Source organism: Phyllobacterium endophyticum (genome assembly GCF_003010935.1).
In the GTDB taxonomy this organism is placed as follows: Bacteria; Pseudomonadota; Alphaproteobacteria; order Rhizobiales; family Rhizobiaceae; genus Phyllobacterium; species Phyllobacterium endophyticum.
This window is the reverse complement of sequence record NZ_PGGN01000001.1, coordinates 202,749-227,495: the sequence shown is the minus strand read 5'-3', so window position 1 is coordinate 227,495 and position 24,747 is coordinate 202,749. Positions and strand designations below refer to the sequence as shown.

24 protein-coding genes are annotated in these 24,747 nt (G+C 58.9%); 14 read left to right on the top strand and 10 right to left on the bottom strand.

The window, feature by feature from the left end; translation table 11 throughout:
- Positions 1 to 7: 7 nt before the first annotated feature.
- Positions 8 to 1,249 carry a ubiquinone biosynthesis hydroxylase gene (locus CU100_RS01105; protein WP_210280631.1) on the bottom strand — a complete coding sequence of 414 codons (1,242 nt, stop codon included), beginning with the start codon at positions 1,247 to 1,249 and terminating at the stop codon, positions 8 to 10.
- 91 nt (positions 1,250 to 1,340) lie between these two features.
- Between CU100_RS01105 and tesB the strand changes: the two genes are divergently transcribed.
- The 5 genes from tesB to CU100_RS01080 all read left to right on the top strand — a co-directional run bounded on the left by tesB (position 1,341) and on the right by CU100_RS01080 (position 7,954).
- A complete protein-coding gene (gene tesB, locus CU100_RS01100; RefSeq protein ID WP_106714721.1) occupies positions 1,341 to 2,210 on the top strand; it encodes an acyl-CoA thioesterase II in 870 nt (289 codons plus the stop codon).
- Positions 2,211 to 2,465: 255 nt separating this feature from the next.
- Positions 2,466 to 2,804, top strand: coding sequence for a P-II family nitrogen regulator (locus CU100_RS01095; protein WP_106714720.1), 339 nt, complete (start codon positions 2,466 to 2,468; stop codon positions 2,802 to 2,804).
- 25 nt (positions 2,805 to 2,829) lie between these two features.
- Entirely contained in the window at positions 2,830 to 4,254 is a 1,425-nt protein-coding gene (locus CU100_RS01090; protein ID WP_106714719.1) for an ammonium transporter, read from the top strand.
- 239 nt (positions 4,255 to 4,493) lie between these two features.
- Positions 4,494 to 7,109, top strand: coding sequence for a DNA translocase FtsK (locus CU100_RS01085; protein ID WP_106714718.1), 2,616 nt, complete (start codon positions 4,494 to 4,496; stop codon positions 7,107 to 7,109).
- A gap of 236 nt (positions 7,110 to 7,345) precedes the next feature.
- Positions 7,346 to 7,954, top strand: a complete 609-nt coding sequence (locus tag CU100_RS01080; protein WP_407070302.1) for an outer membrane lipoprotein carrier protein LolA — start codon at positions 7,346 to 7,348, stop codon at positions 7,952 to 7,954.
- Between the two features lie 13 nt (positions 7,955 to 7,967).
- Here CU100_RS01080 and CU100_RS01075 read toward each other — a convergent pair whose 3' ends face one another.
- Together CU100_RS01075 and CU100_RS01070 are read right to left on the bottom strand one after the other, a co-directional pair.
- Positions 7,968 to 9,983, bottom strand: coding sequence for a putative bifunctional diguanylate cyclase/phosphodiesterase (locus CU100_RS01075; RefSeq protein WP_106715919.1), 2,016 nt, complete (start codon positions 9,981 to 9,983; stop codon positions 7,968 to 7,970).
- Positions 9,984 to 10,151: 168 nt separating this feature from the next.
- The gene (locus tag CU100_RS01070; RefSeq protein WP_106714716.1) at positions 10,152 to 10,745 is read right to left on the bottom strand and encodes a TetR/AcrR family transcriptional regulator; all 594 of its coding nucleotides are present in this window, start codon (positions 10,743 to 10,745) and stop codon (positions 10,152 to 10,154) included.
- A gap of 115 nt (positions 10,746 to 10,860) precedes the next feature.
- Here CU100_RS01070 and CU100_RS01065 point away from each other — a divergent pair, with 115 nt between their 5' ends.
- Positions 10,861 to 12,084, top strand: coding sequence for an MFS transporter (locus CU100_RS01065; RefSeq protein ID WP_106714715.1), 1,224 nt, complete (start codon positions 10,861 to 10,863; stop codon positions 12,082 to 12,084).
- 178 nt (positions 12,085 to 12,262) lie between these two features.
- Entirely contained in the window at positions 12,263 to 13,069 is an 807-nt protein-coding gene (locus CU100_RS01060; RefSeq protein WP_106714714.1) for an exodeoxyribonuclease III, read from the top strand.
- Positions 13,070 to 13,201: 132 nt separating this feature from the next.
- Here the strand turns inward: CU100_RS01060 and CU100_RS01055 are convergent, their stop codons facing one another.
- Entirely contained in the window at positions 13,202 to 13,660 is a 459-nt protein-coding gene (locus CU100_RS01055; RefSeq protein ID WP_106714713.1) for a cyclic nucleotide-binding domain-containing protein, read from the bottom strand.
- A gap of 119 nt (positions 13,661 to 13,779) precedes the next feature.
- A complete protein-coding gene (locus CU100_RS01050) occupies positions 13,780 to 14,463 on the bottom strand; it encodes a response regulator transcription factor (protein ID WP_106714712.1) in 684 nt (227 codons plus the stop codon).
- Positions 14,464 to 14,592: 129 nt separating this feature from the next.
- On the opposite strand from CU100_RS01050, the gene CU100_RS01045 reads away from it, so the two are divergent.
- Entirely contained in the window at positions 14,593 to 15,126 is a 534-nt protein-coding gene (locus CU100_RS01045) for a L,D-transpeptidase family protein (RefSeq protein ID WP_106714711.1), read from the top strand.
- Here the strand turns inward: CU100_RS01045 and CU100_RS01040 are convergent.
- From CU100_RS01040 to tsaD, 5 genes are read right to left on the bottom strand one after another with little or no spacing between them, the layout of a single operon-like run.
- Positions 15,123 to 15,806, bottom strand: coding sequence for a class I SAM-dependent methyltransferase (locus CU100_RS01040; RefSeq protein ID WP_245418892.1), 684 nt, complete (start codon positions 15,804 to 15,806; stop codon positions 15,123 to 15,125). The two genes, CU100_RS01045 and CU100_RS01040, sit on opposite strands and share 4 nt — an antisense overlap.
- Positions 15,803 to 16,231: an EVE domain-containing protein gene (locus CU100_RS01035; RefSeq protein WP_106714710.1), complete on the bottom strand. Its 429-nt coding sequence runs from the start codon at positions 16,229 to 16,231 to the stop codon at positions 15,803 to 15,805. The genes CU100_RS01040 and CU100_RS01035 overlap by 4 nt, the downstream gene beginning before the upstream one ends.
- A 9-nt stretch (positions 16,232 to 16,240) precedes the next feature.
- Complete coding sequence (locus tag CU100_RS01030; RefSeq protein WP_106714709.1) at positions 16,241 to 16,531, bottom strand: YciI-like protein; 291 nt, start codon at positions 16,529 to 16,531, stop codon at positions 16,241 to 16,243.
- A 13-nt stretch (positions 16,532 to 16,544) separates the two neighbouring features.
- Complete coding sequence (locus tag CU100_RS01025; protein WP_106714708.1) at positions 16,545 to 17,522, bottom strand: NAD(P)H-dependent glycerol-3-phosphate dehydrogenase; 978 nt, start codon at positions 17,520 to 17,522, stop codon at positions 16,545 to 16,547.
- Positions 17,519 to 18,598, bottom strand: a complete 1,080-nt coding sequence (tsaD, locus tag CU100_RS01020; RefSeq protein ID WP_106714707.1) for a tRNA (adenosine(37)-N6)-threonylcarbamoyltransferase complex transferase subunit TsaD — start codon at positions 18,596 to 18,598, stop codon at positions 17,519 to 17,521. Before tsaD ends, CU100_RS01025 begins: the two co-directional genes overlap by 4 nt.
- A 94-nt stretch (positions 18,599 to 18,692) precedes the next feature.
- On the opposite strand from tsaD, the gene hemC reads away from it, so the two are divergent.
- From hemC to CU100_RS00990, 6 genes are all read left to right on the top strand, one after another.
- Positions 18,693 to 19,622 carry a hydroxymethylbilane synthase gene (hemC, locus tag CU100_RS01015; protein WP_106714706.1) on the top strand — a complete coding sequence of 310 codons (930 nt, stop codon included), beginning with the start codon at positions 18,693 to 18,695 and terminating at the stop codon, positions 19,620 to 19,622.
- Positions 19,623 to 19,624: 2 nt separating this feature from the next.
- On the top strand, positions 19,625 to 20,350 hold the full coding sequence (locus tag CU100_RS01010; RefSeq protein ID WP_106714705.1) for a uroporphyrinogen-III synthase: 726 nt from the start codon (positions 19,625 to 19,627) through the stop codon (positions 20,348 to 20,350).
- A 96-nt stretch (positions 20,351 to 20,446) separates the two neighbouring features.
- Complete coding sequence (locus CU100_RS01005; protein WP_106714704.1) at positions 20,447 to 21,712, top strand: COG4223 family protein; 1,266 nt, start codon at positions 20,447 to 20,449, stop codon at positions 21,710 to 21,712.
- Positions 21,713 to 21,725: 13 nt separating this feature from the next.
- Complete coding sequence (locus CU100_RS01000; protein ID WP_106714703.1) at positions 21,726 to 23,405, top strand: heme biosynthesis protein HemY; 1,680 nt, start codon at positions 21,726 to 21,728, stop codon at positions 23,403 to 23,405.
- A 116-nt stretch (positions 23,406 to 23,521) separates the two neighbouring features.
- Positions 23,522 to 23,998: a tellurite resistance TerB family protein gene (locus CU100_RS00995; protein WP_106714702.1), complete on the top strand. Its 477-nt coding sequence runs from the start codon at positions 23,522 to 23,524 to the stop codon at positions 23,996 to 23,998.
- A 10-nt stretch (positions 23,999 to 24,008) separates the two neighbouring features.
- Positions 24,009 to 24,743 (top strand): glutamine amidotransferase, encoded by a 735-nt coding sequence (locus CU100_RS00990; RefSeq protein ID WP_106714701.1) that lies wholly within the window; start codon positions 24,009 to 24,011, stop codon positions 24,741 to 24,743.
- The last annotated feature ends 4 nt before the right edge of the window (positions 24,744 to 24,747 follow it).

Genomic DNA, 24,747 nt, shown 5'->3' with positions numbered 1-24,747 from the left:
CAACGCTCTAAATCGGCTGGCCCTGAAGCAGCTTCGGCGCCGTGGTGGATAATCCCGCGGCCTGGCGGATGAAAAATCCCTTGAGCCGCGGCATCCGCTCGACAAGGCCGAGACCCAGATCGCGCAGCGCCCGCACCGGAATATTGTCGTTGGAGAACAGCCGGTTCAGGATGTCGGTCGTGACGCCCATCTGCACCGTGTCGAAGCGGCGCCAGGTCTGGTAGCGCTCGAGCACCGCCAAGGAGCCGATGTCAAGTCCAAGCCGATCGGCATCGACGACAGTTTCGGCTAGCGCCGCAGCATCCTTGAAGCCGAGGTTGAGGCCTTGGCCCGCGATCGGGTGAATGCCGTGCGCCGCGTCGCCGACGAGTGCGAAACGCGGCTTGACGAAGTCGCGAGCCAGCGTAAGGCCGAGTGGAAAGGCCTTGCGCTGTCCCTCGACATGGAGTTCGCCAAGCTTCAGCCCGAATCGCTGTTCGAGTTCGGCCTCAAAGATGAAATCGTCTTCGTTGATCAGCCGCTCCGCGTCGGCGGTTCGTTCGGTCCAGACAAGTGACGAACGGTTGCCCTTCAGCGGCAGCACGGCGAAAGGGCCGGCGGGCAGGAAATGCTCTTCCGCCCGGCCATGGTGAGGGCGCTCATGCGTGACCGTGCAGACAATGCCAGACTGCCCGTATTGCCAATTGACGGTCTTGATTCCCGCCATTTCGCGCAGGCGCGACTTGACCCCATCGGCTGCGATCAACAGCCGGGTGCGCAAGCTTTTGCCATCGGGATAGCGGACCGTCAAAGAGGCGTCGCCTTGCTCGAAACCGTTGACGCCCGCCCCTTCGATGAAGCTCACGCCGAGCTCTTCTGCCTTGTTCCGCAGTGAAGCGTTGAGCACGCGATTCTCCACCATATGCGCGAATGGCTCGCCCGGCTCTACTTCGCCGTTGAAGGTCAGGAACACGGGCCTTACCGGATCGGACGTGCGGGAATCGGTTACGATCATCTCGGTAATGGGTTGTGCTTCGGGGAAAATGGCGTCCCAGCATCCGAGCCGGTCCAGCATGCGGCTTGCAGCTGCGGCGATAGCCGACGCGCGCGTATCGTTGCGCCAGAGACCGGTGGGCGCCGCGTCGATGATGGTGATCGAAAGATGTGGCGCTGAAAATTTCAACGCCACTGCCGTCGCAAGACCCACATAGCCTGCGCCAGCGATGACAATGTCGGTGCTCTGGTTCTGAGTGGAGCTTCGTTCAGCCATGATTGCCTCCGGTTTGCCCTTGCGGTGAGCTTGACTTGCGCCTCTGTTCCTGTTGCAAGCGTATGCCACATGCGAACGGGAGACGCCGGTCATGTCTGACGCCATGAATGAGCTTTTGTCCATACTTGATCTTGAGACGCTAGAACACAACCTTTTTCGAGGTCGCAGTCCGCAATCCGGCTGGCAGCGGGTCTTCGGCGGCCAGGTCATCGGCCAGGCTCTCGTTGCGGCGCAGCGTACCGTCGATCCTTTGCGTCACGTCCATTCCCTGCACGGTTATTTCATGCGCGCAGGTGATCCGGCCGTGCCGATAATCTATGAGGTCGACCGCATCCGGGACGGTTCGAGCTTCACGACGCGCCGCGTGGTTGCAATCCAGCATGGTCACGCCATCTTTTCCCTGGAAGCTTCTTTTCAGATCGAGGAGGCGGGACTTGAGCATCAGAAGCCGAAGCCCCTCGACGTCACCGAGCCGGAACAACTCATCAGCGACCGGGACCTGAAGGAGCAATACCTGCAAAACGCTCCCGGGGCGATCCGCAAATACTGGGAGCAGGATCGCCCGATTGAAATGAAGCCGTTGTCGCTCAGCCATTACTTTTCCCGGGAAAAGCTGCCGCCGGAACAAAATGTCTGGATCAAGACCACAGGGCCGGTACCAGATGATCGGGCCGTGCAGGCGGCGGTGCTCGCTTATATCTCGGACATGACGTTGCTCGACACGTCGCTCTATGCACATGGCCGATCCATATTCGATCGCGACCTGCAGGTGGCCAGCCTCGATCATGCCATGTGGTTTCACCGGCCCTGCGGCTTCGATGACTGGCTGCTTTATACGGCAGACAGTCCGAGCACATCCGGTGCGCGTGGTTTCAATCGTGGTGCAATCTATAGCCGCAATGGCCAGCTGATTGCCTCCACAGCGCAAGAAGGCCTAATTCGTGTGCATTCGCAGGCGTGAGGTCTAGGCCAACACCTGTAGTTGCTCAATTTTTAGGCATGTTGCTGAATATTATACAATTCCCGCTCACTATTGTAAATAAAATCATTTGGAATCAACTATTTAGCATTAACTTCCCGGACTGGCACAGAACTTGAATACTTCCTAGCAGTCGCCAATGGCCAAATGGCTTTGAGGGGATGGGTTCAACGCGGACAGAAAGCCTTTCGAGTAATTCCACCTGAAGGGCACCGCGCAAGCGCAGGGGTATAATCAATGAAAATTGTGATGGCCATCATCAAGCCGTTCAAGCTGGACGAGGTGCGCGAAGCACTCACCGCTGTCGGCATCCAGGGCCTGACCGTAACCGAGGTGAAGGGTTACGGCCGCCAGAAAGGGCACACCGAAATTTATCGCGGGGCGGAATATGCCGTCAGCTTCCTTCCCAAATTGAAGGTGGAAGTGGCCGTTGCATCCGAGCTCGTCGACACTGCCGTCGAAGCCATCACCGCTGCCGCCAAGACGGGGCAGATCGGCGACGGCAAGATATTCGTTCTCAGCATCGAGCAGGCCGTCCGCATCCGCACGGGCGAGACCGATACCGACGCGCTTTGAATTATTTGGGGTCAAGGAGATAATAATGAAAATTCCAACCAGTCTGACATCTGCGGCGCGCAGCACCCTTCTCGGGTCGCTGGCACTGGTCGCTATCGGTACGCTGGCCGCTTTCGCCCAGGAGGCCGCGCCAGCAGCTCCCGCCGCCGCGGCGCCAGCCTTTACGGTCGACAAGGGTGACACAACATGGATGATGATCTCGACGGTCCTCGTGCTGTTGATGACCATCCCAGGCCTTGCACTTTTCTATGGCGGCCTCGTCCGCTCCAAGAACATGCTATCGGTTCTCATGCAGGTCTTCACCATCACCGCCGTGGTGATGCTGATCTGGGTATTCTATGGCTACAGCCTTGCGTTCACACCCGGCAATTCCTTCATCGGCGGCCTGTCCAAGGCATTCTTGCAAGGCGTCGACGTAACGACGATGTCAGAGACGTTCACGAAAGGCGTTGCCATTCCTGAACTGGTCTATGTCGTATTCCAGATGACTTTCGCCTGCATTACACCTGCCCTGATCGTTGGCGCCTTCGCTGAGCGCGTCAAGTTTTCCGCAGTGGTGCTCTTCGTCATTCTCTGGGTAACGTTCGTCTATTTCCCGATCGCCCACATGGTCTGGTTCTGGGGCGGCCCGAGCGCCTATTCCGATCCGTCCGGCCTGATCTTCAGCTTCGGCGCAATCGATTTTGCCGGCGGCACGGTCGTTCACATCAATGCAGGCATTGCCGGTCTCGTCGGTGCGATCATGGTCGGCAAGCGCACGGGCTACAAGAAGGACATCATGGCGCCTCACTCGATGACCATGACCATGATCGGCGCGTCCCTGCTGTGGGTCGGCTGGTTCGGCTTCAACGCCGGTTCGAACCTTGAGGCCAATGCCTATGCCGGCCTTGCCATGATCAACACGTTTGTTGCGACAGCCGCCGCTGCCGTAATGTGGATCATCCTCGAATCCTTCCTGCGTGGAAAGGCTTCGATGCTGGGCGCTGTGTCCGGCGCGGTAGCAGGTCTCGTTGCCGTCACACCGGCGGCTGGGTTCGTAGGTCCGATGGGCGCCATCGTCCTCGGTGCTGTCGTGACCTTGGTCTGCTACTTCTTCGTCGCCGTCGTCAAGAATACGTTCGATTATGATGACAGCCTCGACGTTTTCGGCATCCATTGCGTTGGCGGGATCATCGGCGCACTCGGCACCGGCATTCTCGTAAACCCCGCATTGGGCGGCGCGGGCATCGTCGACTATTCGACAGCCGACTTTGCGGCGGGTTACGCGGGTACAGCGACGCAGGTCTGGGCGCAGTTCAAGGGCGTCGCCGTGACGCTTCTCTGGTCCGGTATCGGCAGCGCAATCCTCTACAAGATCGTCGATCTCATCGTCGGTCTGCGTGCATCGCCGGAATCGGAGCGTGAAGGTCTCGACCTCACCTCCCATGGTGAAGCTGCCTATCACAGCTGATAAAACCATGAGATTATTGGAAGGGCCCGGTTTTTCCGGGCCTTTTCATTTTAAGGACCACTCTCCTGACGCTTGACGGAAACCTGCGCGCGCTTGGCCTCCCGATCCTGTTAAAATCATAGCCGCTCGCATTCCATGGTTAATGGCCCCTTAACCATCCGCACCGTAACGTTGGAATCACCTTTCCATTTCGGCGGCTTTCACGGCCGTTTGTATGCGTTCACGCGGGACCGGATTTCATGCGTCAAGGATATTCATCCTCCTATGCCATCGACGATCAGAGGACGGGGTTGTCGAACCTGTTCCGCAGGCAGATCCACATCCTGTGGGGGCTGGCGCTCATTGGCTTCGTAGCGTTCGCCGTAGGCAGCCTCGCCACCTGGAATGTACTCGATCCAAGTTTCAGCCATGCCACCTCCAATCCAACCCGCAACGCGCTCGGCTACCCCGGGGCAGTCTTTGCCGATCTCGGGATGCAGTTCTTCGGGCTGTCGATGGTCGTGGCGCTGATGCCGGCGGTATTCTGGGGCGGGCTTTTCCTCACAGGACGCGGCGTCGATCGTCTGCCGCGCCGGGCCATCGCCTGGTTTTGCGCGTCGCTCCTGGCCGCAGCGATCGCGGGCTGTTTTGCGATACCCGAAAGCTGGCCGATGCCTATCGGTCTCGGCGGTGTGTTCGGGGACATGGTCCTCAAGATACCCGGTCTATTCATCGGAACATTTCCCCGCGGCGGTCTTGCCATGATCATGGTTGCGGTCCTCGCCGTCCCGACCGTGTGGATTTTCGGCTTTGCCAGTGGCATCACCTACCGCGACAGCGAACCGGCAATCGCCAAGAAATCCGTGCGCCATGTTGCCGAGGAAGACTATGACGATGAGGATGATGAGGAACGCGAAGGCGGCGGACTGCTTGCTCTCGGGGCGCTGACGCACTGGTTTCTCAGCACGAAGGCACTGTTCCGCCGTGTTTCGGGCCGCGGCGCCGGGCTTTATAACAGCGCGCGCAGCATCGGTGCGCGCCGGGATGATGATTTTGCCGATGTTCCGGTTTCGCGCCAGAAGAGCCCCCAGGCTGGCGTTCGGCGTGAGCCAGGTTTCGACGATGATGCACGCGTCGAAGCGCCCGCGATCGATATCGACAATGATGATTTCGACGAACGTTTCGATCCGGTTGCGTTCAGCGATGATGACGATGCCGATGATTGGGCGCCGCAAGCCGCTCCGGCTCGCCCCACGGCCATCCCGAACAGGCCCGTTGCGGCGCGCATCGATACGCCGGCACCAGCCCCGAGGGCCGGCGCGCGCGTTCAGCGCGAGGCGCAGGCGTCGTTGATCGCGTCGGACGATTACGAGATGCCGCCGCTGCATTTCCTCAGTGAGCCGAAGAATGTCGTGCGCAACCCCGGCCTTTCCAAGGAGGCGCTGGAACAGAATGCCCGCCTGCTGGAGGGGGTGCTTGAGGATTTCGGCGTGCGTGGTGAAATTATCCATGTGCGTCCGGGTCCCGTCGTGACCCTCTACGAACTCGAACCCGCGCCGGGCATCAAATCATCGAGGGTCATCACTCTTGCGGACGATATCGCCCGCTCCATGAGCGCGATTGCCGCGCGCGTCGCCGTGGTGCCGGGCCGCAACGCCATCGGCATCGAGCTTCCGAACCAGACGCGCGAAATGGTTTATCTGCGCGAATTGCTGGCGAGCCGCGACTTCGAGCAGACCAAGACCAGGCTGGCTCTCGCTCTTGGCAAGACCATCAACGGCGAGGCGGTGATCGCGGACCTTGCAAAGATGCCGCATTTGCTGGTCGCCGGCACCACCGGTTCGGGCAAGTCTGTCGCAATCAACACCATGATCCTGTCATTGCTCTACCGGATGACGCCCGAGCAATGCCGGCTCATCATGATCGACCCGAAAATGCTCGAACTCTCGATCTACGATGGCATCCCGCACCTGCTTACGCCTGTCGTCACCGACCCGAAGAAGGCTGTCGTGGCGCTGAAGTGGACGGTCAAGGAGATGGAAGACCGCTACCGCAAGATGTCGAAAGTCGGCGTCCGCAATATCGATGGTTTCAACCAGCGCGTCGAGCAGGCGCACAAGAAGGGCGAACGCATTGCCCGCACCGTGCAGACCGGCTTCGACCGGGCAACGGGCGAGGCGGTCTACGAGACCGAGGAGCTCGACCTGAAGCCCATGCCCTATATTGTCGTCATCATCGACGAAATGGCCGACCTGATGATGGTAGCCGGCAAGGACATCGAAGGCGCGGTGCAGCGATTGGCGCAGATGGCGCGCGCCGCCGGTATCCACGTGATCATGGCAACGCAGCGCCCGTCGGTAGATGTCATTACAGGTACGATCAAGGCGAACTTCCCGACGCGTATTTCCTTCCAGGTCACGTCCAAGATCGATTCGCGCACGATCTTGGGCGAGCAGGGCGGCGAGCAGCTGCTCGGCATGGGCGACATGCTCTACATGGCCGGCGGCGGCCGCATCCAGCGCGTGCATGGACCATTCGTCGGCGATGATGAAGTGGAAAAGATCGTGCAGCACCTGAAATTGCAGGGCGCGCCGGAATATCTCGATTCCATTACCGAGGAAGACGACGAGGAAGACGCTGGCGGACCTTCAGGAACATCCAACCTTGAAGACTCCGACGATCCCTATGACCAGGCCGTTGCGGTCGTCCTTCGCGACAAGAAGGCCTCGACCAGCTATATTCAGCGCCGCCTCGGCATCGGTTACAATCGCGCTGCGTCGATCATCGAACGCATGGAACAGGAAGGGCTCGTCGGTCCCGCCAACCACGCAGGGAAGCGCGAAATTCTTGTGCCGACACAGGATGATGAGTTCTAGGTGTAACGTAACATCTTGCCTGCCGTTATGAGACTGCTATCCCCGGCACTTCATGACATAGGCGGGGTTACGTAACGGGGGCATGCGGAACAAGAAACGACTTCCTGCCGTTTCTTGGCCACAGTGAAGCCCAACTGGCTTTGTACAAAAAGGTGACAGGAGATACGACCATGACACAGACCAAATCATCAGTTCGTGCGATGGGCTCGCTTGCGAGAAATTCTGCGGTCGCGCTCATGGTCAGCGCTGGTCTTTTCGCAAGCGCAGCGATTGTCGCCTTGCCGGCGCCGGCGTATGCACAGGCTGGCCCTGCAGCCGTCAATGCAGCACAGGCTATCGCCGACAAGTTCTCCAGCGTCAAAACCCTGACCGGCAATTTCGTGCAGTTCGGCCCGCGCGGCGATCAGACCGAGGGTACGTTCTACATCGAGCGTCCCGGCAAGATCCGCTTCAACTATAACAAGCCGTCGCCTATCCGTGTTATCTCCGATGGCCAATCCGTCGTCATCAACAATCGCAAACTCGATACGTGGGACCTCTATCCGCTATCGAAAACGCCGTTGAAACTGCTGCTCAGCAACCAGATCGATCTTTCCTCCAAGTCGGTCAAATCTGTGAAACAGGAATCCGACATGACGACGATCGTCCTTGGCGACAAGTCTGTCTTCGGAAACTCCACCATATCCATGATGTTCGATCCAAAGACGTCCGATCTTCGCCAGTGGACGATCACCGACTCGCAGGGCCTTGATACGACGGTCATGATCACCGACGTGCGCACCGGCGTCCGTTTCGCCGACGATATGTTCAAGATCGATTACACACGCATTGCGATGAAGCGATAATTCTCTGGTCCTGCTAGCCCGGGACGCCCTTCGTCTTGGATTGCATATGGATGACCGATGAGGAACGGGTTGCCCATTCCAGCGCCTCATGTTGCGGCATTGGCTTAGCAAAATGATATCCCTGCATCGTGGCGCATCCGAGCCGCCGCAGAACGCGCAGATCCGTCTCGGTTTCCACGCCTTCGGCCACGACCTCTATATCGAGAGATTTGCCGAGATTGAGCATCGACTGCACGACTTTCCTATCATCTGCTGATTCCGCAATGCCGTGCACGAAGGAGCGATCGATCTTGATGCGGCTGACGCGCAGCTGCCGCAGCGATGACATCGAAGAATAGCCCACGCCAAAATCGTCGATGGCGATCCTTACCCCTTCCCGGGTCAGGGCGACGAGTTTGCTCTGTACCGCGCGTATGTCCTTGGCTGTGTCCTCGGTGATTTCGATCTCCAGCATGGAAGCTGGCAGACCGAGTTTTCGAAGCCGCGAAATGATCAGGTCGTCAACAGGAAGTTGGGACATTTCGCGTGGAGACATGTTCATCGCCACGCGAAGGTAACCGAGATTCATGGCGCGCAACATCTGCATCATGGTGCAAACGTCCCGCAAGATATACCTGAAGAGAAGCTCCGCCAGTCCGGACAGGGAGGCGACGGCCACCAGGTCCGTTGGCGGAATCCAGCCATGCCTCGGGTGTCTCCAGCGGATAAGCGCCTCCAGATCCGTCAACCTGCGTCCGCCATCGCCAAGGATAGGCTGGAACCAGACCTCAAGCTGGTCGTTGGCCAAGGCTTTTGCCAGGTCGCGTTCTATGTCGCGCCTCATCTCGAGATGTTTGCGCAAATCGTCGTCGAAGAGATAGTGCCGGTTGCGTCCCTCCGATTTTGCCTTGTAGAGCGCGGCGTCTGCCCGCACCAGCATCTCGTCGACATCGCATTCGCGCGAAACGCAAATTCCGATGCTGACGCCGATGCGGCCGGCATCGAAGCTGGCGAAGGGGATGGAGATCGCCGCAATCAGTTTGGTCGCCACGGTCGCAGGCCCATCTGCCGATAGCGCGGATTCGTACAGGAGAGCAAATTCGTCACCTCCCCAGCGTGCCACGAGGGGCGCAGATCCAAGGCTTTCACGAAGCCGCCTTCCGACTTCGACGAGCACCCTGTCTCCGGATTTGTGACCGAAAGCGTCGTTGATCGATTTGAAGCCATCGAGATCAAGCAGCATGAGCGTGAACTCCGGCTTGTTCAGCGACGGCAGAGAGGCGACTTCCTGCATGAACCCGTTGCGGTTGAGAAGTCCCGTCAGCGCGTCGTGAGCCGCGCGATGTCCCATTTCAGTGGCAGCCTCGTTGGCATGATCCCTCGCAGCTTCCAGGGATCTGGCCATGGCGTTGGCTTCATGCTTCAGCCTGCTTGACTGGCGGAAAAGTCCTTCACTTTCCAGTGCACCGCGCGTCAGGGCCACGAGATAGATCATGGTGATTGCCGCCAGACAGATACGATCGAATCCGCCCGCATAGACAAGGCATGCGGCCACGGACAAAAGCACTGGAACGATGTAGCAGATTGGCATCCTTGCATAGGCGAACCCCGCAGTGATCGCTCCCGCAGTCATTCCGCACAGGACAGTGAGATAGAACACCGTCTGTGGCGCCGTATAACCATCGCAAAGAACTGCGACGAACATCCAGACGGCGCCGGATATTGCCGCCATGACCGAATGGAGACGAAGGTGCCGCGCTACGGATAGAGGATCGAGATTGCCGGGTTCGTCTGGCTGGTCGCCAGTCGCGCGTACCGGAAAACGACACAGGATTATGCGTGCGACGTTGACGATGCAGGATGCGGCAAACCAGAGTGTTCCGGCAAATGCGTGCCCATAATGGATTGCAACGAACAGGCTGATCAGGCCCAGAACGACGCTGACGGGAATGGATCTCGACATGCTGCGGCGGACCGCCGCCAGCTGGTCAGCCAGGATCAGGTTTTGCAAGGACAGTGTCGCTGCGGTTAGTGGCTGGTTGGTGCTCATCATCATACCCGAGAGTGATCGTCACCGTTTACCGTAAAACCGTTCTGACAATATTTCGTAACCAATTCTTCCAATTGGCCACGTCGGTCATCATCTGACACCAGAACAGGACGCAGTATGGAGGGGGGTTGGAGTGGAGCCCAGTAATGCCGGACCGCTAATCGCCCGTCAGGCTTTTGCGGTTCTCAGGCCTTCCAGCAATGTGCGAAAGCCTTCCGCCGCCTTCTTCGATGTTCGCTGCGGGTCATCGGAATTGGCGATCCATAGAGCCGCGTGGCTGCTGGCGCCATTGATCAGGCGTGCGGCCGCCTCGCTGTCGATGCCGGTCATGAGGCCGTCCGCCTTCAACTGGTCGATGCTCCTGGTAATTGACGCCACGCAGCCGCTGGTGCTTGGCCATTGCGATATGTCGCCCAGTACCGCAGGACCGTCGCGAAACATGATGCGCTGGATTTCAGGCTCCAGAGCCATGTGGATGTAAGCCAGGCATTCCTCCACGAAACCATGCCAGCGCGTAGGTGCGCTGCGGGAAACCTTGTTCAGTCGGGCGGTCATCTCGGCGTCGATCTCCTGGATCACGGCCTGCAAGAGACCTTTCTTATCGCCGAAATGGTGATAGAGCGCGCCGCGGGTCAGCCCCACCTCCGCCGTGAAATCGTCCATGGAGGCGTTCGCGTAGCCAAGCGTCCCAAAGGCGCGCCTTGCCGCCCCGATCAATTTGGCGCGGGTCTCTGCAATCATGTCATTGCGTGGTCTGTGCATTGCTTCTCCATTCACATACGCCATGTATTTTATTTGACATACGCGTCGTATGCAACTAATAACATACATACGTTGCGTATGTACGCGACATCTTGAGTTCTCCAAGGAGCATCCAATGTCCAATCCATACAAGGAAATCTTCAAGGCCCCCGGCGCCATGGGCTTTTCCGCCGCCGGTTTCGTCGCGCGCCTGCCCATCGCAATGGCGCCGATCGGCATTGTCGCCATGTTGTCGCAGACCCATGGCGAGTATTGGCTTGCCGGTGCTGTTTCGGCGACATTCGCTCTCACCAACGCACTCGTCTCGCCACAAATTTCACGCTGGGTCGACCGCCTGGGCCAATCGGCGGTCATTGTCCCGACGACAATCGTCTCTGTCCTGGCGTTCTTCGTCCTGATTGCGGCAGCCAATCAGGATTGGCCCGTCTGGACGCTCTTCGCCTCGGCGTTCCTCGCCGCTTCCATGCCCAGCATGCCGGCAATGATCCGTGCCCGGTGGACCGAGATTTTCCGCAACCGTCCCGAGTTGAACACCGCGTTTGCGTTCGAGTCATCGGCGGACGAGCTTGTCTACATCGCCGGGGCCTCTCTCTCTGTCGGGCTGGCGGTCGCCCTATTTCCCGAGGCCGGCATGTTGACCGGCACGATATTCCTTGCGCTGGGAACGGCGGCATTCGTCCTGCAGCGCGCCACCGAGCCAAGAGTGCGCGGTTCCGAAGGCGATGTCGTACAAGGTTCTGCGATCCGCCAGCGCCCGGTCCAGATCATCACCCTCGCCCTCATCTTCGTCGGCTCCATCTTCGCGACGGCCGAGGTGAGCGCCGTTGCAATCACGAAGGAACTGGGGCAGCCGAATGCCGCAAGTCTCGTCATCGGCGTCTATGCGGTCGGTTCGTTCGCAGTCGGCCTGCTGCTCGGCGCTCTCAACCCGCGCATGGCGCTGCATCGCCAGTTGCTCATCGCCGTTATCGTGCTTGCCGTGACTTCCCTGCCCCTGCTTGCCGCCGGAACGGTTCCGACGCTGGCATTTGCGGTCTTCCTCAGCGGCATAGCCATTTCACCGACCTTCATCACCGCCTTCGGGTTGATCGAGCGCCGCGTGCCGGAGTCGATGCTGACGGAAGGGGTCACGTGGGTAATGACCGGTATCGGCATCGGCATGGCACTTGGTGCATTCGTCTCGGGCTGGGTCGTGGACACTTACGGCGCCCATGACGGGTTCTGGGTGTCGGTGGCCGCCGGCGCCGCGACGGTAGTGACCATAGCTCTCGGTCAGCGCAGCCTCGCCGGCGAAAGTGCAATCTCTGCCCCGGGCCAACTATCACAGCCGGCGGAGTAGCGCGCGTTCAGGCGATCTGCGGGCCCGCCGCTGGCAGGGTCCGCAGACCGAGCCCGTTTTTTAAATCCGATGCGCGATATCATCTGTAGGGGCGGATTTTCACGAGCGTCACGGTTTTCATTCGGCCGGCATTCGACTAGGTTCGCGTTCATTATCAATTCGCGAGTCCAGTTTCCCCATGCCTTTTTCCGTCGCCACCTGGAACATCAACTCGGTGCGCCTGCGCTTGCCGCTGGTGCTGCACTTCCTGCGAGATTATCAGCCGGACGTCCTGTGCCTGCAGGAAACGAAGTGCCCGGACGATCTCTTCCCGCACGAAGCTTTCCACATGGCCGGTTATGAGCATATCGAAATCAGTGGCCAGAAAGGCTATCATGGCGTCGCCACGATCTCGCGCCGCGCATTGAGCGAGCCGGCGCGTGTCGGGTTTTGCGATATTGCGGATTGTCGCCATCTGAGCACAGTCGTCACTGCCGGATCAAAGCGCCTTCGTATCCATAACTTCTACGTTCCGGCGGGCGGCGACGAGCCTGACCCGGAGATCAACCCCAAGTTCAAACACAAGCTTGGCTTCATCGAGGAGATGAAGGCGATGAATGCCGTTCATGGTGAGGGACACGCATCGCTGCTGGTCGGCGACCTCAACATAGCGCCGCTCGAAACCGACGTCTGGTCGCACAAGCAACTTTTGAAGGTTGTCAGTCACACCCCTGTCGAGACAGAGGGTCTCGAAAGATTGCGCAGGGAAGGCGGATGGACGGACCTGATGCGCCACCACATTCCGCCGAGCGAGAAGGTTTATACATGGTGGAGCTACCGTGCCGCCGATTGGGCGGCGGCCGACAAGGGGCGACGGCTCGATCACATTTGGGGTTCGCCGGATCTGGAAAAGGATCTGACCGGCATCACCGTCCTGCGGGAAGCGCGCGGATGGGAGAGACCATCGGACCACGTTCCGGTCATCGCCCGTTTTGATCTGGAGTAGATGGATATGAAACGTGAACCGAATGGAAAATAGACACTCCGGTGCGAGAATTTTCGATTTTCGCATGAGAATCATCGAATTCGACGGGAGAATTTCAACCGGCACGGGAAATTTGGTTGCGTCCGGTTTAAATCAGTCCTGATTGAACAATTGTTCGTAGCGGGTGATGGCTTGGACCATTTCGGTCAGGTCGGCCGATATCTGATCATGCAGGGCCGCCGCGATTTCCGGGTATTCCTCGAGTATTCGCCGGAAAAGCGAACGATTGAGCCGAATGACTTCGGTTTCGGTTTCGGCCATCGCGCTCGTCAGGCGCTTGGTCTGGGCGATGATCGCCATCTCGCCGAGCACGGCTCCCGGCCCAACCGTCTTCAGGATCATGCGGCCTGAAGGACCCTCGCGAAACAGGGAAATCTCACCGCGATCAATGACATAGGCGCAATCAGCCGCCTGGCCTTCACGATAAAGTTCGCGGCCTTCGCGCAAAACGAGACGCTCTGTGCCGAACGCAAGCAGCCGCAACTGGTCGCGCGTAAACGTCTCGAACAGCCCCACCGTCTCAAGAATGCGAATATCATCTTCGATTGCCATGCAATAACAGACATATACCTAGTTTTGCGCTGGGCATAATCCAACCAGGAACTATGCCCAAATCATTCGTTGCCGCGCCCTTTATGCCCCAATATGCAACGGTCGCGCAGCAAGCAGCATCAAGGGATGAGCTTGTATCCCCCGCTTTCGGTGACAAGGATGGCCGAATTCGATGGATCATGCTCGATTTTCTGCCGTAACCGATACACATGCGTTTCGAGTGTATGTGTGGTCACCCCAGAGTTGTACCCCCACACCTCCTCGAGCAAGACATCCCTTGTGATGACCTTGCCGCCGGCGCGATAGAGATATTTGATTATGGCGACTTCCTTCTCGGTAAGCCTTATCTTGCCGCCTTTCCCGTCGATCAGCATCTTTTGACCCGGCTTGAAAGTATACGGCCCGACCACGAAGGTTGCATCTTCGCTCTGCTCATGCTGGCGCAGCTGGGCGCGGATGCGTGCCAACAGGACAGCAAAGCGGAATGGCTTGGTGACGTAGTCATTCGCACCGGATTCGAGGCCGAGTATCGTGTCGGAATCCGTGTCGTGGCCGGTCAGCATGATGACAGGAGCCTTGAAACCGCCCTTTCGCAGCAACTTTATCGCCTCGCGACCGTCCATGTCCGGAAGGCCCACATCCATGATCAATAGATCGACGACGCCATTTCGTGCAGCCTGAACGCCCTTGGTCGCATTGTCTTCCTCGATGATCTGGAACTCTTCATAGAGACTTAGTTGCTCAACGAGGATTGCTCGCAGGTCAGCATCGTCATCGACGATAAGAATGGTACGCGCTGTCATCGGATCTCCCGCGGCTGGTAAGAAGTCGTTGGAATTTAAGTCGAATTATAGAGGAAAGAAAGAGGATCGACTTGATATAACCTATGCGGCGCATCAGTCTGACATAAAAATGCGTTTTATGAGGCAAGCATGACCGGCAGATCCTTGAGATTCATCGACGTTCGCCCTCGGCCCGGCCATAGGAGCCAAGGGCAATTGATCGCCGGTAATATAGTACTGCGTTGCGCGCTTGGGAAAGGGGGCATCAGTGCCTTCAAGCGCGAGGGCGATGGTGCGACGCCGCTGGCACGTATGGGTCTGCTTTATGGTTTCAAAAGGCCGGACAAAAAGGTTCTCGCAGCAAGCGGTCTGGCACTGAGAACACTTAGCCGCAACGATGGCTGGTGCGAGGTTAGCGATGACCGCAACTACAACCGGAGAGTGCGTATTCCTTATGGCGCAAGCCATGAAACCATGTGGCGAAAGGATGATCTGTATGACATATGCATCGTCATGGACTGGAACCTCAATCCACGTCGCCGGGCAAAGGGAAGCGCTATCTTCTTTCATCTGGCGAGACGAGGCTACACGCCGACGGAAGGCTGCATTGCCCTGAGCCGCGCCGACATGAACCGGCTCTTGCCGTATCTTTCAGACCAGACGGTGATCCGCGTATGGCGTTAGCCGCGCCAGCGCCAGACCGTTGTTTGCTTCACGTCGGCGTCTTCGAGGATGCGAGTCACCGGAACCGAATAAACGGCCAGCGGCTCGAGGAGGTTCTTGGGCAAGTATGAACGGCCGGGATCGCCGACGATTACGCTAGCACCCCGGTTGGCAAGCGCGGTGAACCACGGGATAAGGCGCTCCGCCAGGGGTGCTTCATAGAAAACGTCGCCCGCAAGGACCACGTCCCAAGCCGCATCGCTGTCGATCAGATCACCAATTTCGATTGACAGTGATACATGATTCTCATCAGCGTTGAGCGTGATCGCCGGACGGGCGAACGGATCGATGTCGCATGCGGTGACACGTGTCGCCCCCGCCATCACTGCCGCAATGCCTACGAGGCCCGAGCCGGATGCGAAATCGAGTACATCACGGTTTGCGACCGTAGCGCGATGATCCAGCACATACCGTGCCACGCCCTGTCCTCCCGCCCAGGCGAAGGCCCAGAAGGGAGGAGGAAGGCCGATCGTGGTGAGTTCGGCTTCTGTGCGAAGCCAGAGATCATGGGCTTCATCGGCCAGATGGAGCTTGATCTCCGGCACATGGGGCGGCGCCTGCAGCGTGGTGTTAGCGAGGACAAACCGCCGATACCGATCGCTGTCAGGGTCAAGCGGTGTTTCAGTCACAGTATCGGTCACTCTGGCGCAGTATCAAGCCCGCCCATGCGGCAGACTTCTTTCCATTCATCGAGGGCGACCGGCTGAACGGATAACCGCATCGACGTGACCAGCGCCATCTCCTCCAGTTTCGGATTTGCCTTCACGTCCTTGAGTGTCACCGGAACGGGCATGTCCATGACGGCGCGAATGTCGACACATTCCCAGCGGCTGTCCTCCGTCGTTGAATCCGGGTGAGCAAGGGCGCAGACCTCGACAATGCCCACCACTTCGAGACCTTCATTCGAATGGTAGAAGAAGCCCTTGTCGCCGATCTGCATTGACCGCATGTTATTGCGTGCCTGATAATTGCGCACGCCGGTCCATTCCGTGCCTTTTGCACCGGCCGCCTTCTGTTTGTCCCACGACCACGCGTCGGGCTCCGATTTGAATAGCCAATATGCCATGTTGAGCGCCTATTTGTTGTCCGGATTTTTGATCGCCCAGTTCCAGGGACGGATATCGACAGATGAGAAAAGTCCTGCCTTGGCGTAGGGATCGTTGTCCGCGAGCTTCCTGGCCGCAGCTAGGTCAGAGGCTTCGATGACGACGAGGCTGCCGTTCGGCTTTGCGTCAGCGCCAAGAAAGGGCCCCGCGAATTTCAGCCGATCGCCCAAACTATCCAGATATTCGAGATGTGCGGTGCGCGTGTCCAGGCGCAATTGCAGATGGTCAGTCTTGTCATTGCAGATAAGGGCATAAAGCATTCAACTCTCCCGTTTAGTTCTCGGTTTTCAACGGTCGCGCCAGTAGCGCTTCCATGGCCTCGTCGATTGTAATCTGTCGATCGAGTATCTGGGCCACCGCTGCAATAATGGGCGCCTCGATATCCTTGCCCGCGGCGAGCTCGGCAGCAATGGCAGCCGTCGCCACTCCTTCGGCGAGTGGCCGGTTCGAAAGGTCTTCGCCCCTTCCGATAGCAAGTCCATACGAATAATTGCGCGATTGCGGCGTCGCACATGTAAGCATGAGGTCGCCGAGCCCGGAGAGCCCCATGATCGTTTCGGGCCGAGCGCCCATGGACTGCGCAATCCTTCGCAGTTCCACAAAGCCGCGAGTCACCAACGCCGCCTGAGCACTGGCGCCATAGCCTCGTCCGATGGCTGCCCCTGCGGCAATGGCGAGCACATTCTTTAAAGCCCCTCCGATTTCAACCCCGATCAAGTCGTCGGTCGAATAGCAGCGAAAAGTCCGGCCTGAGAGCGCTGCGGCAATCGTATCCGCCAGCAATTGATCCCGTGCGGCAACTGTAACAGCTGTAGGCAGCCCGTTTGCGACATCAGTGGCAAAGCTCGGACCAGAGAGCGCCCCAAGCTTTTGGTTGGGCAGTATGCGCGCCACGATGCCTGATGGAAGCGAGCCGCTCGCGCGCTCGATGCCCTTGGCGCAGATGACCAGGGGCGTATCAACCGGAATGAGCGCTTTCAAGCCCTCGATCGCATGGGTTAACGCCTGAGCCGGAATGACACAGAGAATAAGGTCGCAGCCTCGGAGGACTTCCGCCGCGTCGGTGCTTGCTGCAAGTTTTGGATACAGGTCGATCCCCGGCAAGTATCTTTCGTTCCTATGGACGGAATTGATCGATTCAACGACGCTGACATCCCGCGCGTATAGTTTTACCTCGTTCCCGTGTCGCGCAGCCATGCTGCCGAGGGCAGTGCCCCATGCGCCCCCGCCAAGAACCGCAATCGTACTCATGCCTTTGCTCCGCGTCGCCCCGCGCCGATGAGAGGCGCCGATTGCATATCGAGCGGCCAGCGCGAACGAGGCGCTATATCGAACGTGTCAGCGGGTGCGAAACCGGCCCTTTCGGCGCCTGCCCAGGCGATCATCGCGGCGTTGTCGGTGCACAGTTCCATTGGTGGCGCAATGAAGCGAAATCCATCATCCGAGCAAAGCCGTTGTAGACGGGCGCGCAGTTCCTTGTTTGCGGCAACGCCGCCTGCGACGACCAGTGAAGGCTCGAAAACGTCAGGGAAACTCTGGCGAAACCGCATCAGGGAGCGCGAAACACGATCATCCAGCGTATCGGCAACCGCGGCCTGGAATGCAGCGCATATATCATTGACGTCGGTTTGCGATAAAGGTTCCAGGGTTGTCGCCAGTTGCCGCACCGCAGTCTTGAGGCCAGAGAAGGAAAAATCCAGCCGCTCCTCGCCTTTCATAGGGCGCGGCAGCGTGAAGCGCGCCCGATCGCCGAGCAGAGCTGCTTTCTCGACCTCGGGTCCTCCGGGGTAAGGCAGTCCAAGCAGCTTTGCAGTTTTGTCGAACGCTTCCCCAAGCGCGTCGTCTACAGTGGTTCCGAGACGTTCATAGTCGCCGAGACCCTTGACAAGGACCATCTGCGTGTGCCCCCCGGAAACCAGCAGCAGCAGATAGGGAAAATCAATGCGATCGGTAAGCCGGGGGGTCAGCGCATGACCTTCCAGGTGGTTGATGGCGAAGAAGGGTTTACGTCCCGCCATGGCAATTGCCTTCCCGGTCATCAGGCCGACGATCAGTCCGCCGATCAGACCTGGACCGGCTGTTGCCGCCACTGCGTCTACGTCGTCCAATGTCATGTGAGCTTCTTGGAGAGCCTGGCTGACAAGTCTGTCGAGCACTTCCACATGCGCGCGCGCGGCGATTTCGGGCACCACGCCGCCATAAGGCGCATGCTCTTCTATCTGGCTTAAAACGACATTGGACAGAATGCGGCCATGACCGTCAGCGTCACGTTCGACAATTGCTGCCGCGGTCTCGTCACAACTTGTCTCAATACCCAGAACACGCATCGATAAACCTGATATCCTTCGTCGCATTGCCCGCTGAACGAAAGCTCGCTAGTAAACGGCCAGTTTCGAATTCGCGTAACACGGACAGCCGCCAATGCAAACAAAAACGCTCAAGATCGGTACACGTGGGAGTGCGTTGGCGCTTGCACAAGCCCGTGAGACGCGTGACCTCCTGATCAAAGCCCACGGGTTTCATGAGGATGACATAGAAATCACTGTCATCTCAACGAGCGGTGATCGAATACAGGATCGTCCTCTCGCCGAGGTGGGCGGCAAGGGACTGTTTACGCTCGAGATCGAGGAACAGCTTGCAGATGGACGTATCGACCTTGCAGTTCACTCTTCCAAGGATATGCCGACATTCCTGCCGGATGGACTGCATCTTTCTATTTTTCTGGAGCGGGAAGATCCACGGGATGCGTTTATCGGACGCGATGTCAGATCGCTTATGGATCTACCTCAGGAAGCTGTCGTCGGGTCCGCGTCGCTGCGGCGCCAAGCCCTTATCAGGCGGGCGCGTCCAGACCTCAAGGTTGTCAATTTCCGCGGCAATGTCGAAACGCGTCTGCGCAAAGTTGCCGATGGTCAGGTGGATGCAACCTTCCTTGCCTATGCGGGGCTCAAGCGGCTGGGTCTGGGTCACGTCGCCATGGAGCTGATGGATGTGAGATCATTCCCACCAGCACCTGGACAAGGCGCGATTACCGTGGAAACGCGTATCGGCGATGATCGCGTCGACACGCTGCTGGCGCCTTTGAACCATTTGCCGACCGCTACGGCCTTGGCGTGCGAACGGGCATTTCTCGCTGCTCTCGACGGCTCCTGCCGCACACCTATTGCGGGGCTGGCGACGATTTCGGGCGATACAGTTAAGTTCCACGGCATGATTCTCCTGCCCGACGGCAGCGAAGCACATGAAGTTTTCAGTGAAGGTGCCAGCCTAAGGGCGGCTGAAATCGGGCGCGAAGCGGCATTGCGCGTGCGCGAACTCGCCGGACCGCACTTCTTCAACGATTGGCACTGACGATGAGAACGGTTCTGGTCACGCGGCCTGAGCCGGGGGCGTCCAAAACATCCGAACGTTTGCTCGGCTATGGTTTCTCTCCCTTGGTTCTGCCGCTCACCCAAATCGTACCAGTTCGGGTGAGGCGACCGAGCGGGAAGTTCGACGCGGTCGCCGCGACGAGCGCCAATGCGTTGCGGCAGCTGCCGGACAGGGTCATGCAACTGCTTCTCGATCTACCCTGTTTTGTGGTGGGTGATGCCACTGCGGCGATAGCACGGGCCCGGGGCTTTCAAACTGTGACCGCTGGAGATGGTGATGGCGTGTCGCTCGCTCAAACTATCATCGAGGAATGTTGCACTGGAGCACGGATTTTATATCTGGCGGGGCGGGTTAGAGCGCCAGAATTTGAGCGCACGCTCCGGAATGCAGGCATCCACCATCGAACTTTGCAGACCTATGACACTGTGTCAGTCACGTACACCGGCGAATTTTTGACGAAGTTTTTCGGCCAGGCAGCTGTCGATGATTGCCTGCTTTATTCGCGGCGGAGCGCGGAGGCGTTTCTGCAGCTGAGTACTCGGGCGGATGTTGCCGGGCTCTTTAAGCGCACGGAGGTTTTCTGCCTTTCGCCGCGTGTCGCCGACGCTCTTTCCGGTTGCGAAAAAGCTCTGATCCATGTTGCGGCCAAGCCGGATGAGGATGCTCTCTTTGCCCTTTTGCAAAGGGTGCAACACTCTGTACACTAGAGTTCCGACTGAAATCTGGCAGAGGCTTGGTGTTTCGCACAAGGAACTTACTTGATAGGTTTGCAGTTTCACCGAGCGATCGAGAAGAGAGTTTTCATGGCCAAATCGTCCGTTCCCCGTCATTCAAAAGCTGCCCGCAAGCCAGTGACGATCGAACTTGAGCCAGCCTCTGTGACGAGGAAACCGGAGCAAAACGAGGTTCCGGAACCGGAGCCCGTCGGCTTTGAGCCGATGTTGGGCGCAAAGCAGGAACCCAGCGAGAAACCGCAGCCTGAGCCCGCAAGCGCGCCAAGCGAGACAAAGCCGGTTGGTCGCGATGAAGCCTCCAACAACGCGAGATATGCGACACGGTCGCGCGCTAATACGTATGATTCGCTTGGCCGCGTTATTGCCGGGATCATAGGCGGCGCGGTGGCGCTCATCGGGGCGGCCGGTCTGCAGTGGGCAGGTGTGTTGCCGTCACCGAGGGCGGACATTTCAGAGCTCGAGCAGCAGATAGGAGCTCTACGGAACGTACCAGCAACGGGCCAGTCACTGAGCGGGAGCGCACAGACGGCTCTGAATGACGCGGTAGAAAACGCCAAGCAGGCGGCGGGTCAGGTAACGGCTCTGTCCGCGGAGCTGGGCGCAATCAAGCAAAGTGTCGCTGAGATCCAGAAGAATGCCGGGTCTGCCGCCCCAGCCGCGGATACAGGCGCCCTGGATGCGCGCATAGCGGCCCTGGAAACCAGGTTGAACGTCAGCCAACAGCAGGCGGAACAGGCCGGCGGCGCCGCGGCGGGTGCTACAGAACGGTTGAATGCACTCGAAGCAAAAGTGAACGACACATCCGAACAGACGAATATGGCGCTCGCGATGGCTGCCACGGGCCTGAAGGCAGCAATCGATCGCGGTGGTCCGTTCGCGGCTGAGCTTGACACTTATCTCGCGGTCGCGCCAGCGGCCGGAGATGTCGAAAGCCTTCGTCCTTTCGCCGCGAAGGGAATTCCCACGGCGACCATGCTGGCACGTCAACTTGATGATGTCGCACCAAGCATCATCGCAAGTTCGCACAAGGTCGATTCGGATGCCGGAGTTCTCGATCGTCTCTGGGCAAGTGCAACGAACCTCGTACAAGCGCGTCCAGTCGGCATGGTCGAGGGCGAAGGCGTGGACGCAGTTACTGCCCGGATCGAAGCCCACCTGGACGCGGGCGATCTCGGCGCCGCTATTCGAGAGTGGGAGAAGCTGCCGGAAAATGCAAAGGCGGTTTCCACTGATTTTGCCAATGCTGTGAAGGCGCGGCAAAAGGCCGGGGAGGTCGTGTCTAAGGCCCTCTCTGATGCGTTGGCTGGCATCAAGTCGCCGGCTGCGGCGAATTAGGAGCAAGAAGATCATGATCCGTATCCTGTTCTTCATCCTTGCCGTTTTGCTGCTGGGGGCCGGTTTTGCCTGGCTTGCGGATAGGCCGGGCGATCTCGTCGTCACACTTTCCGGGATGCAATATAAAGTCTCTTTGATGGTGGCGGCTTCTGCCATCGTTGCCATCGTCGCTGCCGTCATGCTGTTCTGGTGGATCGTAAAAAGCCTCGTCACCTCACCCTATGCGCTGCGCCGCCATTTTCGTGCGCGCAAGAGGGATCGGGGTTACCAGTCGCTATCGACCGGTTTGATCGCTGCAAGTGCTGGCGATGGTGAAACCGCCCGCAGAATGGTCAAGCAGGCGGACAAGCTACTGAACGTCGATCAGGAGCCGCTGATCAAGCTTCTCGACGCACAGGCCGCCATGCTGGAAGGACGAGCCGAGGATGCGCGCGCAAAGTTCGAATCCATGCTCGACGATCCCGAAACGAAGTTGCTGGGCTTGCGAGGTCTATACCTTGAGGCGCAACGTCTTGGCGCTCGCGATGCCTCACGCCACTACGCCGAGGAAGCTGCTCTGCTGGCGCCGGGTGTGGAGTGGGCAGCTTCGGCGGCTCTGGGCCAGAAAACCACCCATGGTGACTGGGACGGAGCGCTGCTCCTGCTCGAAAAGCAGACGGCAACGAAGCAGATCGACAAGACGAAAGCGAAGCGCGAGCGGGCGGTGCTCCTGACGGCGAAGGCGATAGAAACGTTCGAGACAGATCCGGCAAGCGCCAGGCCTATTGCCATAGAGGCGAACAAACTGGCGCCTGACCTCATTCCAGCTGCGATTGTCGCTGCGAAAGCTTTGTTTAGCCAGGGCGACCTGCGCAAAGGCTCGAAGATTCTGGAATATACGTGGAAAAAGCAGCCTCATCCGGAGGTTGCCGATACCTACGTGCATGCGCGGCTCGGCGATTCGGTGATCGACCGGCTCAAACGCGCCCGGCACCTTGCGTCCCTCTACCCACATCATCCGGAATCCAATCTGGCGATAGCGCGGGCGGCACTGACCGCCGGCGAACTCAAGGAGGCGCGGGAAGCTGCTGAAGCGGTGCTGCGCACAGCCCCGCGCGAGAGCGCTTATCTCCTTCTGGCGGATATCGAGGAAGCGCAAACCGGCGATCAGGGCCGTATCCGGCAGTGGTTGTCACGTGCCGTCAGGGCACCTCGCGATGCGGCGTGGACAGCCGACGGCTATGTATCCGAACGCTGGGCACCGGCATCTCCCGTAACGGGAAGGCTTGATGCCTTCGAATGGAAGGTGCCGGTCGAGCAGCTTGGCCCGGTCATCGATTCCGGCGATGATTTCGACAGGGCAATGGCAACAGAACCAGCGCAGCCCCTCGGAGAAATGAAAGCACTAAATCCCGCCAAGCCGACAGTTTCCGAGCGGGAGAAGCCAGCCTTCAAGGACGATCTCGACGATGAAGACGTTGCCGATGCAGAAATCGTGCACCTTGACCAAGGCAAGCCGCCACAGGACCAGCTGGCGCAGATGGCCGCGAAGACGGCCAATCCGGAAAGACCGGCTTCGGTTCTGCCCGCATTCCCTGAAACACTGAAGCCCGAACAGAAGGACGAGGAACTCGTTCTCCCCGTGCCGGATGATCCTGGCGTGCGGCCTGATGATGCCGCGCAGAGGTCGAGCAAGAAGTTCCGGCTGTTCTAATCAGCGAAAAGTGAGAAAGATTGGCAGTTTGCGGCAAGATGCACAGTGGCGCACCCTTTTGCGGCGCGTTATCTGTGGTCGGGTGCGCTCCAATCTGAACCCGAAAGATCTGCTATATGCTCGATCGTCTTGTGACGTTTTTCAAATCCTTGCCGTCAGGCGATAGCAGCAAGGAACATTTTTCCCGGAAGGATCCGCGTCTTGCAGCGGCCGCCCTGCTGTTTCACGTGATGGACGCAGACGGTGAGCGTGGCAAGGTCGAACGCAAGCGCATATCTCAGCTCATCTCGGAAGCCTACGGCGTGAAAGGCGAGGCATTGAAGCGCCTCCTCGACGAAGGGGAGCAGGCCGATCAGGAAGCGGTCGACCTCTACAGCTTCACAAGCATCATCAAACGCAATCTTGACGAAGAGGCGCGCATCAGATTCATTGAGTTGATGTGGGACGTTGTCTTTGCCGACGGCAATTCGCATGAGCTGGAGGACAATGTTGTCTGGCGGGTAGCTGAACTCATCGGCGTATCGACGCGTGATCGGGTGACCATGAAGCGACAGGCAGCACTTCGCGCAAAACAGGTGGTAAAAGAGGAATAGGGACCGGCGAATGTACCATACGGGCTGGATGGAAAGCGGGCAGTCGCAACGTCCCAAGATCCTGACGGTGCTGCATCAGGAGCATTCCAGTCCTGGGCGGGTTGGCCAATTATTGCTGGAGGCCGGATTCGCTCTCGATATACGTCGTCCGCCGCTTGGTGATCCCCTGCCTGAGACTCTCGAGGACCATGCGGGAGCCGTGATTTTCGGCGGGCCCATGAGCGCCAACGATCCTGAAGCATTCGTGAAGGCAGAAACGGAATGGTTGTCCGTCCCTCTAGCCGAAGACAAGCCGTTTCTCGGCATTTGCCTCGGTGCGCAGATGCTTGCCAACCACCTCGGCGGTCGAGTTGGCCCTCATCCAGAAGGCCTCGTTGAGATTGGCTGGTATCCGCTCGAATCGACGGAAGCCGGTCGCGCCCTGATGGATTGGCCGTCGATGGTCTATCATTTTCACCGCGAAGGTTTCGAGCTGCCGCAGACTGCAACCCTGCTGGCAACGGGCAGTTCATATCCCAACCAGGCGTTCCGGTATGGCAAGAACGCCTGGGGCGTACAGTTCCACGCGGAACTGACACGCGCCATGATGCATCGTTGGGTGGTGCGGGGCGCGGAACGGTTTACCCTATGCGGCGCGCAACAGGGCCGGGATCATCTTGAAGGGCGGATGATCTATGATGCAGTGCTCAGGGCTTGGCTGCACCGCTTTCTCGCCGCGATTTTCGGAGAGCCCGCACTGGTCTAGCAGG